This is a genomic window from Hymenobacter sp. J193 (genome assembly GCF_024700075.1).
In the GTDB taxonomy this organism is placed as follows: Bacteria; Bacteroidota; Bacteroidia; order Cytophagales; family Hymenobacteraceae; genus Hymenobacter.
The window spans coordinates 178,872-192,517 of the sequence record NZ_JAJONE010000001.1 but is presented as its reverse complement, the minus strand read 5'-3'; the positions used below and the strand labels follow the sequence as shown (position 1 = coordinate 192,517).

9 protein-coding genes are annotated in these 13,646 nt (G+C 61.0%); 6 read left to right on the top strand and 3 right to left on the bottom strand.

Features of this window, described 5'->3' with window-relative positions:
- The first annotated feature begins 419 nt into the window (after window positions 1–419).
- The 5 genes from LRS06_RS00870 to LRS06_RS00850 all read left to right on the top strand — a co-directional run bounded on the left by LRS06_RS00870 (window position 420) and on the right by LRS06_RS00850 (window position 9,240).
- On the top strand, window positions 420–3,104 hold the full coding sequence (locus tag LRS06_RS00870) for a valine--tRNA ligase (protein WP_257869732.1): 2,685 nt from the start codon (window positions 420–422) through the stop codon (window positions 3,102–3,104).
- Window positions 3,105–3,262: 158 nt separating this feature from the next.
- A complete protein-coding gene (locus LRS06_RS00865) occupies window positions 3,263–5,308 on the top strand; it encodes a S9 family peptidase (RefSeq protein WP_257869731.1) in 2,046 nt (681 codons plus the stop codon).
- A 136-nt stretch (window positions 5,309–5,444) separates the two neighbouring features.
- On the top strand, window positions 5,445–5,792 hold the full coding sequence (locus LRS06_RS00860) for a hypothetical protein (protein WP_257869730.1): 348 nt from the start codon (window positions 5,445–5,447) through the stop codon (window positions 5,790–5,792).
- A 2-nt stretch (window positions 5,793–5,794) separates the two neighbouring features.
- On the top strand, window positions 5,795–6,193 hold the full coding sequence (locus LRS06_RS00855) for a hypothetical protein (RefSeq protein WP_257869729.1): 399 nt from the start codon (window positions 5,795–5,797) through the stop codon (window positions 6,191–6,193).
- Window positions 6,194–6,648: 455 nt separating this feature from the next.
- Window positions 6,649–9,240 (top strand): TonB-dependent receptor domain-containing protein, encoded by a 2,592-nt coding sequence (locus LRS06_RS00850; RefSeq protein WP_257869728.1) that lies wholly within the window; start codon window positions 6,649–6,651, stop codon window positions 9,238–9,240.
- A gap of 271 nt (window positions 9,241–9,511) precedes the next feature.
- Here LRS06_RS00850 and LRS06_RS00845 read toward each other — a convergent pair whose 3' ends face one another.
- The 3 genes from LRS06_RS00845 to LRS06_RS00835 all read right to left on the bottom strand — a co-directional run bounded on the left by LRS06_RS00845 (window position 9,512) and on the right by LRS06_RS00835 (window position 12,614).
- On the bottom strand, window positions 9,512–9,718 hold the full coding sequence (locus tag LRS06_RS00845) for a hypothetical protein (RefSeq protein WP_257869727.1): 207 nt from the start codon (window positions 9,716–9,718) through the stop codon (window positions 9,512–9,514).
- Between the two features lie 85 nt (window positions 9,719–9,803).
- Window positions 9,804–11,201 (bottom strand): dihydrolipoamide acetyltransferase family protein, encoded by a 1,398-nt coding sequence (locus LRS06_RS00840; RefSeq protein ID WP_257869726.1) that lies wholly within the window; start codon window positions 11,199–11,201, stop codon window positions 9,804–9,806.
- A 156-nt stretch (window positions 11,202–11,357) separates the two neighbouring features.
- The gene (locus LRS06_RS00835; protein ID WP_257869725.1) at window positions 11,358–12,614 is read right to left on the bottom strand and encodes a competence/damage-inducible protein A; all 1,257 of its coding nucleotides are present in this window, start codon (window positions 12,612–12,614) and stop codon (window positions 11,358–11,360) included.
- Between the two features lie 201 nt (window positions 12,615–12,815).
- Between LRS06_RS00835 and LRS06_RS00830 the strand changes: the two genes are divergently transcribed.
- Entirely contained in the window at window positions 12,816–13,559 is a 744-nt protein-coding gene (locus LRS06_RS00830) for a DUF4197 domain-containing protein (protein WP_257869724.1), read from the top strand.
- Window positions 13,560–13,646 lie beyond the last annotated feature (87 nt).

Below are 13,646 nucleotides of genomic sequence, written 5' to 3'. Positions count from 1 at the left end.
CGGGTCTTGGCTGCGGGCCCTGGCCTGAAGTAGTGCTGAAAGAACTCAGTGGCTACGACCTTTGCCCCGGGTACTTTGGAAAGCCATAGCCGCCGGGAAAAGCGCGGGTATCATCTTTATCATGCCCGATTGTGAAAATTATACTCGTTCAAGCAGGGTTTTTAGTTTCTTTATTTTGTAATACATTGATTAATAGATCTATTAGTTTAGTGTGCAATGGTCGCCATCTGCTTTGCCACCTGTGGCCGCATGGCTGCGCTGCTGTGCCTCTGATTGTAAATACTCCCTAAAATCAGGCTACTTATACCAGACCAGCAGCCCGGTAGCGGCTTGCTGATCTGGCTTATGCCGGACATTTCCCGCCCCCGCCCGAAATGCCTACTTTTGCGCCCGTATTCCGACTTGAATTCCCTCCGCCGATGTCCATTGCCAAAACCTATACCCCCGCCGACGTTGAAGCCAAGTGGTACCAGCGCTGGCAGGAGCAGGGCTTCTTTAAAGCCAAGGCCAACCCCCGCAAGCAGCCGTATTCGGTAGTTATTCCGCCGCCCAACGTGACGGGCGTGCTGCACATGGGCCACATGCTGAACAATACCATTCAGGATGTGCTGGTACGCCGCGCGCGCATGCAGGGCAAGGAAGCCTGCTGGGTGCCCGGCACCGACCACGCCTCCATTGCCACCGAAGCCAAGGTAGTAGCCTTGCTGAAGGAGCAGGGCATCGAGAAGAAAGACCTCACGCGGGAGCAGTTCCTGGAACACGCCTTTGCCTGGAAGGAAAAGTACGGCGGCATCATCCTCGAGCAGCTCAAGCAGCTGGGCGCCTCCTGCGACTGGGACCGGACGCGCTTCACCATGGAGCCCGAGCTGACCGAGGCGGTACTGCGCGTGTTCGTGGACCTGCACCAGAAAGGCCTGATCTACCGCGGTATCCGCATGGTAAACTGGGACCCGCAAAGCCAAACGGCCCTGTCCGACGAGGAAGTAATTCCCAAGGACGTAATGGCCAAAATGTATCATTTGAAGTATGAAGTAGTGAGTAGTGAGTATTTAGACTCGGCCCAAGCGCAAGGGGAAAAATCTCAATACTCACGACCCAATACTCAATACTTAACAGTTGCTACTTCCCGGCCCGAAACCATCATGGCCGACGTGGCCGTGGCGGTGAATCCCAACGACCCGCGCTATACTCACCTGCACGGCGCCAAGGTGCGCATACCGCTGCTGGGTCGCGAAATTCCGGTGATTCTGGATGAGTACGTGAGCATCGACTTCGGTACGGGCGCGCTCAAGGTGACGCCGGCGCACGATTTGAACGACTACGAGCTGGGCGTAAAGCACAACCTGCCCGTTATCGACATCCTGAACAACGACGGCTCACTCAACGAGAAGGCCGTGTTGTACGTGGGCCAGGACCGGTTTGCCGCCCGCCGCAACATCGTGAAGGACCTGGAGGAAGCCGGCCATTTGGTGAAAGTGGACGAGTACGCCAGCATCGTGCAGACCTCGGAGCGGACCAAGGCCGTGATTGAGCCCCGCCTGAGCTTGCAGTGGTTTCTGAAAATGGAGCACCTGGCTAAGCCCGCCCTGGAAGTGGTGGAAAACGACACCGTGAAGCTGCACCCGGCCAAGTTCAAGAACACCTACCGGGTGTGGATGGAGAACGTGCGCGACTGGTGCATTTCGCGCCAGCTATGGTGGGGCCAGCAGATTCCGGCCTACTACCTGCCCGACGGCTCCTACGTGGTGGCCCTCACCGCCGAAGAGGCGCTGGTGCAGGCCCGCGAGCAGAGCGGCAATGCCGATTTGCAGCTCACCGATCTGCGCCAGGATGAGGACGTGCTGGATACCTGGTTTTCCTCGTGGCTGTGGCCGATTTCGGTGTTCGACGGCTTCAAGGACCCCGACAACGCCGACGTCAACTATTTCTACCCCACCAACGACCTGGTGACGGGGCCGGACATCCTGTTTTTCTGGGTGGCGCGCATGATTATGGCCGGGCTGGAGTTCCGCCGCGAAGTGCCGTTCAAAAACGTGTACCTCACCGGCATTGTGCGCGACAACCTGGGCCGCAAGATGAGCAAGCAGCTCGGCAACTCGCCCGACCCGCTGGACCTTATCAAGCAGTTCGGGGCCGACGGGGTGCGCACTGGCATGCTGTTCTCGGCTCCGGCCGGCAACGACCTGCTCTACGACGAAAAGCTAGTGGAGCAGGGCCGCAACTTCTCCAACAAGCTCTGGAACGCCTTCCGCCTCACCCAGGGCTGGGAAGTGGATGCCGAGCTGACGTTCGCCAATGCCAGGGCCGTGGAGTGGTTTTCGGCCAAGCTGCAGGCCAGCATTACGGAGTTGGATGAGCACTTCGAGAAATTCCGGATTTCGGATGCCCTGATGACGGTGTACAAGCTGGTGTGGGACGACTTCTGCTCGGTGTACCTGGAGATGATCAAGCCCGCCTACCAGGCGCCCATCGACCCTGAAACGCTACGCCACACCACTAGCTTCCTCGAAACGCTGCTGAAGCTGCTGCACCCGTTCATGCCCTTCATCACGGAGGAAATCTGGCACGAGCTGAAAGAGCGCGGCCCCAAGGAGTACGTATGCGTGGCCGCCTGGCCCAAGGCCCTGCCCGTAGCTGGGGCTTCCGAGCTGCTGGCCCGCATGGAAAAGGCCCTGGGCATTGTGGCCGGGGTGCGCGCCATCCGCAACCAGAAAGGCCTGGGCCCCAACAAGCCCCTGACTTTGGCCGCCAAAACCGACGACGCCCAGCTGCTCACCGACTACGATGCCATCATTCGTAAGCTGGCCGCCCTCACTGATATATCAGTGGTTACGGAAGCGCCGGCCGCCTCGGTGAGCTTCGTGGCGGGCAGCAGCGAGTTCTTCGTACCGCTGGAAGGCCAGATTGACCTCGGAGCTGAGAAGGAACGCCTGGGCAAGGAGCTTGAATATGCCCAGGGCTTCCGCGACTCGGTGCTGAAGAAGCTCTCGAACGAGAAGTTCGTGGCCAACGCCAAGCCCGACCTAGTGGAGCGGGAGCGGCAGAAGCTGGCCGATGCCGAAGCCAAAATTACGGCCCTGGAGCAGAGCCTGGCCGGTATGTAAGCCGCCACTGCCGCCTGCATTGTGCAAAAGAGCTGCCCCGATTTTGGGCAGCTCTTTTGGCTTTCTCAACGGCCCGAATACATTGTAAACTACACTAACCTTTGAGAATTGGCCAATACCTGTTATTGTCCGGCGCCCACTTCGAAATGCCTTTGCCCATGATGAATCCTCCCATAGCGGCGCGCAAGCCCAAGCTGCTCACCTCACCCTTTGGCACCCGTACCGACGACTACTACTGGCTCAACCAGCCCGAAGACCCGGAAGTACTCACTTATTTGCGGGCCGAAAACGCCTACTTCGAGCAGCAGATGGCGCCGGTGAAAGACCTGCAGGAAAGCCTGTTTCAGGAAATAAAAGGCCGTATTCAGGAGCGGGATGAGTCGGTGCCGTACCGCGACAATGGCTATTACTACTACGTCCGCTACGAAGAAGGCAGCGAGTACCCGATTTACTGCCGCAAGCCCGGCAGCCTGACCGCGCCCGAGCAGGTGCTGCTCAATGCCAACGAACTAGCCGCGGGCAAGGCCTATTACCACATCGGGGGCTTTGAGGTGAGCGACAACAACGAGGTGCTGGCCTACTCCGAGGATGTGGTCAGCCGCCGCCTGTACACGTTGCGCTTCCGCAACCTGGTTACGGGCGAACTGTACCCCGAGCAGATTTTGAACACCAGCGGCAATGCCGTGTGGGCCACCGACAACCAAACGGTGTTTTACACTAAAAAGGACGAAGCCACCTTACTCGACTACCAGGTGTACCGCCACGCCCTCGGCACCGACCCGGCCACCGACGTGCTGGTGTACGAGGAAACCGACAACACTTTCTACACCGGCGTGAGCCGTTCCAAGTCGCGGGAATTCATCTTTGTGCATATGGGCAGCACCATGTCGGCGGAGGTGCGCTACCTGCCCGCTGCGGCGCCTACTGCCGGGCTGCAGATTTTTCTGGCCCGGGAAGAAGACCATTTATATGAAGTAGAGCACTTCGGCTTCGATTTCTACGTGCTTTCCAATGCTGGGGCGCCCAACTTCCGCCTGCTCAAAACCCCCGTTACGGATACCGCCAAGGCCTGCTGGCAGGAAGTGATTCCCCACCGCGCCGACGTATTTCTGGAAAACATGGAGCTGTTTCGGGACTACCTCGTGCTGGGAGAGCGGCAGGAAGGTCTGCTGCGGCTGCGCGTGATTCGCTGGCAGGACGGGACCGAACATTACCTCAACTTCGGTGAGCCCACTTACACGGCCTTCATCGGTATGAACCCGGAGTTTGACACGCCGGTGCTGCGCTACGGCTACTCCTCGCTTACCACGCCCACGTCCACTTACGACTACGACATGGCCGCCCAGACCAAGCAGCTGCTCAAGGAGCAGGTAGTACTGGGTGGGTTCCGCAAGGAAGACTACGTGACTGAGCGTGCCTACGCCCCGGCCGCCGACGGTACGCAGATTCCGCTATCCATTGTGTATCGTAAAGGGTTTAAGAAAGATGGTAGCGCCCCGCTCTTGCAGTACGCCTACGGCTCCTACGGCCTCTCAATGGATGCTGCCTTTAGCTCGGCCCGCCTGAGCCTCTTGGATCGGGGCTTTGCCTACGTCATCTGCCATATTCGGGGCGGGCAGGAGCTGGGCCGGCAGTGGTATGAAAACGGCAAGAAGCTCAAGAAGAAAAACACCTTCACCGACTTCACCGACTGCTCCAAGTTCCTCATCGACCAGAAGTACACCTCCGCCAGCAAGCTGTTTGCCATGGGCGGTTCGGCCGGTGGCCTGCTGATGGGCGCCATCGTGAACCTGCACCCCGAGTACTACAAGGGCGTGGTGGCCGCCGTGCCCTTCGTGGATGTGGTGACGACGATGCTGGACGAAAGCATTCCGCTCACCACCGGGGAGTACGACGAGTGGGGCAACCCCAACCAGAAGGAGTTCTACGACTATATGCTTTCCTACTCGCCCTACGACCAGGTGAAAGCGCAGGCCTACCCCAATATGCTTGTGACGACGGGCCTGCACGACTCGCAGGTGCAGTACTTCGAGCCCGCCAAGTGGGTTGCCAAGCTGCGCGCCACCAAAACCGACAACAACCTGCTGCTGCTCCACACCGATATGGCTGCCGGCCACGGGGGCGCCTCCGGCCGCTTCAAGTCCCTCCACGACACGGCCCGGCAGTTTGCCTTTATGCTGATGCTACTGGGCGTGAAGTCGTAGTCACTTCTTATCAACCCAAGCACAACTGAGGCTTTCTGCCCGCTGAGGGAGAGCAACAGCCTCCGCCAGTGCGCAGGATGCCTCAGTTGTGCTTGGCAATATGTTCTGTCCATATTTTCTGGTTCCTGTACTTCTTATGCCCACTGCCAATCTTCAGTACCTGCATGCCCCTGCGCCCCTGTGGTTGAGCGCGCTGTTCATCATTTGCACGGCGGCCACGGCGGTGCTGCTGGTGCGGGTACTGCACCGGGCAGGCTTGCCTACGGGGCGCTACTGGCTGCTGATGGGCGGTTGGCTGGCACTGCAAGGTGGGCTGGCATTGGCGGGGTTTTATCAGCAGAACCTAGAAATTCTGCCCCCTCGCCTGGTGGTGGCGGGCATTTTGCCCACCGTGCTGGTGCTGGCGGCTGTGCTGTTGTCGGGGGCGGGACGGCGGGACGGCGGGCGGTGGCGCGGCTGCCGCTGGCCGAACTGGCGGAACTAAGCGTGGTACGGGTAGGAGTGGAGGTAGGCCTATACAGCCTGGCCGCCGCCCACCTGGTGCCCGAGCTGATGACCTTTGCCGGCCGCAACTTCGACGTACTGGCCGGCCTCTCGGCCCCGGTAGTAGCCGCTCTCTACCGGCGGCAGCGCCTGGGGCGCGGCGGGCTGCTGGCCTGGCACCTGGGCAGCCTGGCGTTGTTGGGGACTATCGTAACGCTGGCCCTGCTCACGGCCCCTACGCCTGCGCAGCAGTTTGCCTTCGAGCAGCCCAACGTAGCCGTGGTGCGCTTCCCCTTCGTGTGGTTACCCACGTTTATTGTGCCGGTGGTGCTGTTCAGCCACGCCGCCAGCCTGTACCAATTGCTGCGTCCACGTCCGGCTCTGGCCGCAGCTGCCCGGTAACCTCTGCCTGTTGCGTCCAGCAACGCCCCCGCGTGGCGCATCTTGGTTCCGAACGAACCAGGGGCGCCATGCGGGGGCGTTGATGTGTTGGCGGTTACCCGCACCAGTAGCCGGCTGTGTTTCTAACGCGTTGGACAGAGCTTCGCCCGCATCTGAAATGGGAGGCAGGGAAGGAAAAACGGCAGCTGAGGTCTTGCAAAAGTTGCAGAAGAAAGCCGATAAGCGAGTGGCGAGAAAGAACATTAGCCGTTTTTGGCGGTTTTTTGGCGGCGCGTGCCACCTCGGTGGCAAACTAAGTGTCTGTGTCGCGCTGCCTGGTTGGCGCGAGGCTTTGGCGGCATCAGTCGCCGGAAGCCGGGCGTTGGTCGATATCCGGCTGGGGCGCCCTGGTGGGCGCGTAATTTTGAGGCACTGGAAGGCTGACAAAGCCAGCTCCGGGGCTGTTTTTCTTTGATATGAAACGAATTGTTCTGTTGATTTTACTGACCGCCGGGGGTACGGCGGCCTTTGCCCAGCAACCCGCCGCCCCTGAGCGGCCCGCTGGTGCTACCCGCCCAGCCGGTGCCGGAAGGCCTGTCGGCGCCCCGGCCGGGCCCGCCGCTCAGCCCCGCGAAGGCACCGGCCGCATCACCGGCACGGTGCTCGATGCTACCAGCAAGCAGCCGGTGCCGTTTGCCACCATTGCCTTGTTCGACCCCGCCACCAACAAGCCCGTGGATGGCACCGCCGCCGACGACAACGGCAAGTTCGTCCTCACGCGCGTGGCGGCCGGCACCTACACTGTGCAGATCAGCTTTATCGGCTACCAGCAGATTGAAAAGCCGGGCGTGGTCATCACCGAAGATGGCAACACCGTGGCCCTGGGTACCGTCACGCTGGCGTCTACAACCCAAAAGCTGGGGGAAGTGGTGGTAGAAGGCCAGCGCAGCCTGATTGAGGAAAAGGTAGACCGCACCGTGTACAACGCCGAGAAGGACGAAACCACCCGGGGCGGCGACGCCACCGACGTGCTGCGCCGCGTGCCCAGCCTCTCGGTGGACCTCGACGGCAATGTGACCCTGCGCGGCTCCCAGAACATCCGGGTGCTCATCAACAACCGCCCCAGCACCATTGCGGCCAACTCCATTGCCGACGCCCTCAAGCAGATTCCGGCCGACCAGATCAAGAGCGTGGAGGTAATTACCGCGCCCTCGGCCAAGTACGACGCCGAAGGCTCGGGCGGCATCATCAACATCGTCACCAAGCAAAACAACCTGCAAGGATTTACGCTGGACGGGCGCGTGAGCGGGGGGCTGCGTGCTGCCGACGCCGGCGTGTCGGCCTCGTACCGGGCTGGCAAGATGGGCTTCTCGCTGAACGCGGGCGGGCGTGGCGGCTATAACACGCCGGGCTCCTTCGAAAACGAGCAGACCACCTACAGCATCACCGGCAACGACCTGAGCACCCGCACCAAGCTAAGTACCACCACACAGTCGGCCGAAACGCGCAACAACCAGTTCGGGGGGCGCTATTCCCTGGGCTGGGACTACGACATCAACAAGCAGAACTTCCTCACGGCCTCGGCCCAGCTGGGCATGCGCAACGGCACCACCTACCAGGACGGCCTCACCACCAGCATCCAGCGCTTCGATGGCACCACCAACCCCGCCGCCACCGTGCGCGACGTGAAGGTGTTCGACAAGGCCAATACCCTGGATTTGAGTTTGGGCTACACCCACAACTTCGCTTTGCCCCAGCGTGAGCTGAGCCTGCAAACCCAGTACAGCCGCAACAACCGCCAGAACGACTTCACCAACGACATCCTGGAGGGCGCCCAGGCCGGTACCGAGCTGCGCAACCTCAACGACAGCTACAACCAGGAAGTAACGGTGCAGGCTGACTACCAGACACCGCTGGGCGACAAGCAATTATTGGAGCTTGGTGGCAAGAATATTTCCCGTCAGGTGGAAAGTGACTACACCACCCTCACCAACGGGCAGCCGCAGCCGGGCCTGGGCTTATCCAACGTCTTTACCTACCGGCAGAACGTGGCGGCGGCCTACGCTTCCTACACCCTGGGCTTCGGCGAGAACTACACCCTGAAAGCGGGCACCCGCTACGAGTACACCACCATCGACGCCAACTTTGAAACCTCGGAGGTAGCTAAGATTCCGAGCTACGGGGTGCTGGTTCCCAGCGTAAACCTGTCGAAGAAGCTCAAGAACGGCAACACCGTGAAGGCGGCCTACAATAAGCGTATCCAGCGCCCGTCGTTGCAGTTTCTGAACCCCAACCGCCAGGCCCAGAACCCGGTCAACATCACCGAGGGCAACCCGAAGCTGGACCCGGAGTACACCAATAACTTCGAACTGGGCTACAACACCTTTATCAAGCAGACCTCGCTCAACTTCACGGCCTTCGCCCGCAACACCAACAACTCCATCCAGCCCATCCGCACGGCCAGCGCCAACGGCGACACCATCCGGACGGGCTACGGCAACATCGGCACCGAAAACGCCTACGGCACCAGCGTGTTTGCCAACGTGAACCTGAACAACAAGCTCACCGTGGGCGGCGGCGTGGATGTGTACTACGCCGTGCTCGACAACAATACCACCGACGTGCGCTTCTCGGCCAGCAACAAGGGCTGGGTAGCCAGCGGCCGCCTCATGGGCAGCTACAACTTCACCAAGGGCTGGGGCCTGCAGTTCTTCTCCTTCTACCGGGGCCGTCAGGTGCAGCTCCAGGGCTACCAGGGCGGCATCGGCGTGTACAGCCTCAGCCTGAAAAAGGACTTCGCCGACAAGAAAGGCTCCTTCGGCATCGGCGCCGACAACTTCTTCACGCCCAAGTGGCGCATTCGCAGCGAGGTAAGCTCACCGCTGCTCGACCAGAACAGCCTGAACGTACTGCACCGTACCAGCGTGCGGGCTACCCTCAGCTACCGCATCGGCAAGATGAGCATGGCCCCGCAGCGGCGCAAGAAGTCCGTCAACAACGACGACCTGAAGGATGGTGGCGGCGCCCCCACCGAAGCGCCCGCCCAGCAAAGCGGCGGCCGCCCGTAGAGGTTGGAGCTTCGTGCTTGGCACAGGTAACGGGCCGGCAATTGTAGGGGCGGGGCTTGCCCCTGCCCGCCGTTGCGCAGTCTGGCGGCGGCGCAGGTGCCCGGGCCAAGGCAATACCCACCCCATGTCGTGCCGCTACTACCTGCTCCACCAATCCGCAGACGACTTAAAACAGAACGCCCCACGATGTATGTCGGTGGGGCGTTCTGTTATTATATGAGCGAATAGTCCGGTGGCTCCGGCAACGTAAGCACCAGGCACTAAATACTTGTTACTGCTTCACCTTCAGACTGTCAGGTATGTCCCCGCGTTTCACCAGCATGAGTTGGTTCTGCAGTTGGAAATTGACTTGTTCGCAGTCGGCAAACCGCTTTTCGGCCAGCTTCAACGCCTTTTCGGTGGTGTTGAGCTGCTGATACAAAAACAGGATCAGGCCGAGGGCAATGAGCAGGGCGGCCAGGGAAAGTACTTTGTTCATGGGCAAAAAGCAGGGCGAAGCAGTTGCCTCGCCCTGTCTGGTAAGTTAGTGATGCGTCATCTTGACTTGACGCCTGACAAAGCGGCTAGATGGCCGTGTTGGGGTCGAACTGCTCGAGGTAGTCGGCCACTTTGCGAACGAACATGCCACCCAGCGAACCATCCACCACGCGGTGGTCGTAGGAGTGCGAGAGGAACATGAAGTGACGGATGCCAATCAGGTCACCCTGAGGCGTTTCAATCACGGCCGGCTTCTTCTTAATGGCGCCCACGGCCATGATGGCCACCTGCGGCTGCATGATGATGGGCGTGCCCATCACGTTGCCGAAAGAGCCCACGTTGGAGAGGGTATACGTCCCGCCTTCCAGGTCTTCGGGCTTGAGCTTATTGGCCCGGGCCCGGGCGGCCAGGTCGTTTACGCGCTTGGTCAGGCCGTTCAGGTTCAGCTGGTCGGCGTTGTGAATCACTGGCACGATGAGGTTGCCCGAGGGCAGCGCCACGGCCACGCCCACGTTGATGTCGCGCTTCTTGATGATGTAGTCCCCATCAATCGACACGTTGATCATCGGGAAGTCCTGGATGGCGCGGGCAATGGCCTGCACGAAGATGGGCGTGAAGGTGAGGTTTTCGCCCTCGCGCTTTTTGTAGGCATCCTTGTGCTTGTTGCGCCAGTTCACGATTTCGGTCACGTCGGCTTCCACGAAGCTCGTCACGTGGGGCGAAATGCGCTTGGAGTCCACCATGCGTTGGGCAATCATCTTGCGCATCCGGTCCATTTCCACCAGCTCCTGTCCGCCGCTTACCGAAGGCGCGGGTTTGCTCGTGGGGACTTGGGGACTTGGGGACTTGGGGACTTGGGCTGCAGCTGGGGGCGCTTGCGGGGCGGGCGACGGAGTGGCGGCAGGAGCAGTTGCGGTAGCTGCCGCGGGTGCGGGGGCTGCCGCCAGGGGCTCTTTGCCGCCGGCTACGTAGTCGAGGATGTCTTTCTTGGTGACGCGGCCCTCGGAGCCGGTGCCGGGCAGGCACTCGAGGTCCGTCATAGAAATGCCTTCTTCGCGGGCAATGCTGAGCACCAGTGGGGAGTAGAAGCGGCCGGGCTGGGCTACAGCGGTTTGCTGATTGGCCTGCGGGTCGTGCGGCTCGGGCAGATAAGGAACCTCGGGAGTCGTGGCAGCGCCGTTGCTGGCGGCTGGTTCGGCAGCAGGAGCCGCGGCGGTGGGTGCCGCTGCGCCGGCGCTGGCCGCGTCGGTTTCGATGATGGCAATAGGTGCGCCCACGGCCACTACCTGGCCTTCCTGCACCAGAATTTCCTGCAGCACGCCGGCATGAATGGCGGGTACCTCGGTATCTACCTTGTCGGTAGCTACTTCCAGCACCGACTCGTCCTGCTCAATGGCTTCACCTACTTGTTTGAGCCATTTCAGGACGGTGCCTTCCATAATGCTTTCGCCCATTTTGGGCATCACCATTTCCACTCGTGCCATGCGTAATCAGAAAATGTAAAGTTGGGGGGATTGGGTTGGGGGCAGAACTGCAGCTCCGGTCCACTAAGCTTGGGTGGGTGGGCCGAAAAACCGGTCAAAGGTAGCCTTTTTGACCGGGCGCGCCAATGCCGATTCCAACCCAGCCTTGGCAGACTGCTACTCGGCGGCGGGCAAGCTGAGGCGCAAGAGGTTGAGCAGGGCGTGCGTCACGTACTCAATGTTGAGCTGACGGCTGCGGTTGAACGCGATTTTGCGGGCTATGGTCTGGTGCTCGTCGGCGTAGGCCAGCCAGAAGGTGCCCACGGGCTTTTCCTCGGTGCCGCCATCGGGACCAGCAATGCCACTGGTAGCCAAGGCCACGTCGGTGCCCAGACGCTGGCGGGCGCCCTCGGCCATCTGGCGCACCACTTCCTCGCTCACGGCCCCATGTGCAGCCAGGGTTTCAGGCAGCACTCCCAGCCGGTTGATTTTGATGTCGTTATGATACGCCACCACGCTACCCCGGAAATATTGGGAGCTGCCCGCTACGCTCGTGAGCTTGTGGGCCAGATAGCCGCCGGTGCAGCTCTCGGCGGTGCTCACCGTGAGGCCCCGCGCGGCCAGCAGCTGGCCCACGGCCTGCTCCAGTGGGATGTCGGTTTCGGCGAAAATGTGTGAGCCGAGCTGCGCGCGCAAAGCCGGTAGCAGGGCTTCCATGCGGCCGCGCAGGTCGGGCTGTCCGTCGTCGGTGCCGGTGAGGCGCAGGCGCACGGCCCCCAGCGAAGGCAGGTAAGCCAGCTTCACGTTGGCGGGCAGGGCGTCTTCCCAGTCGGCAATCTGCTCGGCCAGCATCGACTCGCCCAGGCCGGCAGTCTGTACCACAATGTGCTCGATGGGCGGCACCTGGAAGTGCGCGGCCAAACGGGGCAGCACGGTGTCAGTCATCATGCGCTTCATCTCGAAGGGCACGCCGGGCATGCTCACAAACACGGTGCCCTGGTCCTCGAACCACATGCCGGGCGCGGTACCCATAGCGTTAGGCACGGGCACGCAGGAGGCGGGCAGAAACGCCTGCTGGCGGTTGACTTCCGTGACGGGTCGGTTGAAGCGGGCGAAGATGGCCTCCACGTTGCGCAACGACGGCTCGTCGAGAACCAGCTCCGTGTTGAAGTAGCGGGTGAGGATGTGCTTGGTCAGGTCGTCTTTGGTGGGGCCCAGGCCGCCGGTGGTCAGCACCACATTGGCGCGGGTGCGGGCCAGGTCCAGCGCCGTCACAATTTCGTCGGCGCGGTCGGAGACGCTGGTAATCTGTCGTACCCGGATGCCGAGCTTGCCCAACTCCTGGCCCAGAAAGGCCGAGTTGGTGTCGATAACCTGGCCGTATAGAAGTTCGTCGCCGATGGTAATGATTTCGGCCGTGGGGACTGGCTGCATGAGTACGTGACGTGGGGTGAAGGGAAGGATTGTCGGGGTTTCGAGGCTTGTAGTCGGCGGTAAGTGGCTGGTAGTCGGTTGCCGGGCTTGGTTTCGACTGGCAACTCGTAACTAGCAGCAAACAACAAAAAACTGGTCCGGTTTATGCAAACGGGCGGCCCAGGCTGCCGTACAGCCAACCGACCTTTGCCGCTTCGATTTATGAAAAACTTTCGCTATTCGCTGATTTTGGCTTTGGGCGCCAGCCTAAGCTTCTCCGCCTGCGCCCAGACTATTACGCTGCCCCGCGTAGGGAGCATCACGCTACCCAAGCCAACTTCTACTACCCAAACCGGCGCGGTTACGCAACAGGAAGCCGCCAGTGGCCTGAAGGAAGCGCTGGTGCAGGGCATCAGCAAAGGCGCCGACCAGGCCTCGCAGCAGGACGGCTTCTACCTCAACAACCTGATTCGTATTCCTTTCCCCGCCGATGCCCAACGCGTGGCTACCACGCTCCGCAAAATTGGCCTGGGCGCAGAAGTCGATAAGTTTGAGCTGAGCTTGAACCGGGGCGCCGAAGACGCGGCTAAAAGCGCCAAGCCCATCTTCATTTCCGCCATCAAGAGCCTCACCTTTTCCGACGTATGGAATATCCTGACGGGGGAGAAGGACGCGGCCACGCAGTACCTCAAGCGCACCACCACCGCGCAGCTCACCACGGCCTTCCAGCCCATCATCCAGCAGAGCCTCGATAAAGTGGGGGCCACGCGCTACTACACCAGCCTCACCACGCGCTACAACCAGATTCCGCTGGTGAAGCCCGTGCAAACCGACCTGAACCAGTACGCCACCGGCAAGGCCATCGACGGGCTGTTCACGCTCATTGCCCAGGAAGAAGCCAACATCCGTGAAAACCCCATTGCCCGCACCACCGAGCTGCTCAAGCGCGTGTTCGGCCGGAAATAGGGTTAGCGCCTGTGCATAGGATCAGAGTCATTGTCTCATCCACAGAAAAAGAAAAGGCCCCGCGACAACCATTGCGGGGCCTTTTTG

Excerpts from the sequence above, each read along its gene's own strand:
- LRS06_RS00870 (WP_257869732.1), top strand. The coding sequence starts at position 420 with ATGTCCATTGCCAAAACCTATACCCCCGCCGACGTTGAAGCCAAGTGG.
- LRS06_RS00865 (WP_257869731.1), top strand. The coding sequence starts at position 3,263 with ATGATGAATCCTCCCATAGCGGCGCGCAAGCCCAAGCTGCTCACCTCA.
- LRS06_RS00860 (WP_257869730.1), top strand. The coding sequence starts at position 5,445 with ATGCCCACTGCCAATCTTCAGTACCTGCATGCCCCTGCGCCCCTGTGG.
- LRS06_RS00850 (WP_257869728.1), top strand. The coding sequence starts at position 6,649 with ATGAAACGAATTGTTCTGTTGATTTTACTGACCGCCGGGGGTACGGCG.
- LRS06_RS00845 (WP_257869727.1), bottom strand. The coding sequence starts at position 9,718 with ATGAACAAAGTACTTTCCCTGGCCGCCCTGCTCATTGCCCTCGGCCTG.
- LRS06_RS00840 (WP_257869726.1), bottom strand. The coding sequence starts at position 11,201 with ATGGCACGAGTGGAAATGGTGATGCCCAAAATGGGCGAAAGCATTATG.
- LRS06_RS00835 (WP_257869725.1), bottom strand. The coding sequence starts at position 12,614 with ATGCAGCCAGTCCCCACGGCCGAAATCATTACCATCGGCGACGAACTT.
- LRS06_RS00830 (WP_257869724.1), top strand. The coding sequence starts at position 12,816 with ATGAAAAACTTTCGCTATTCGCTGATTTTGGCTTTGGGCGCCAGCCTA.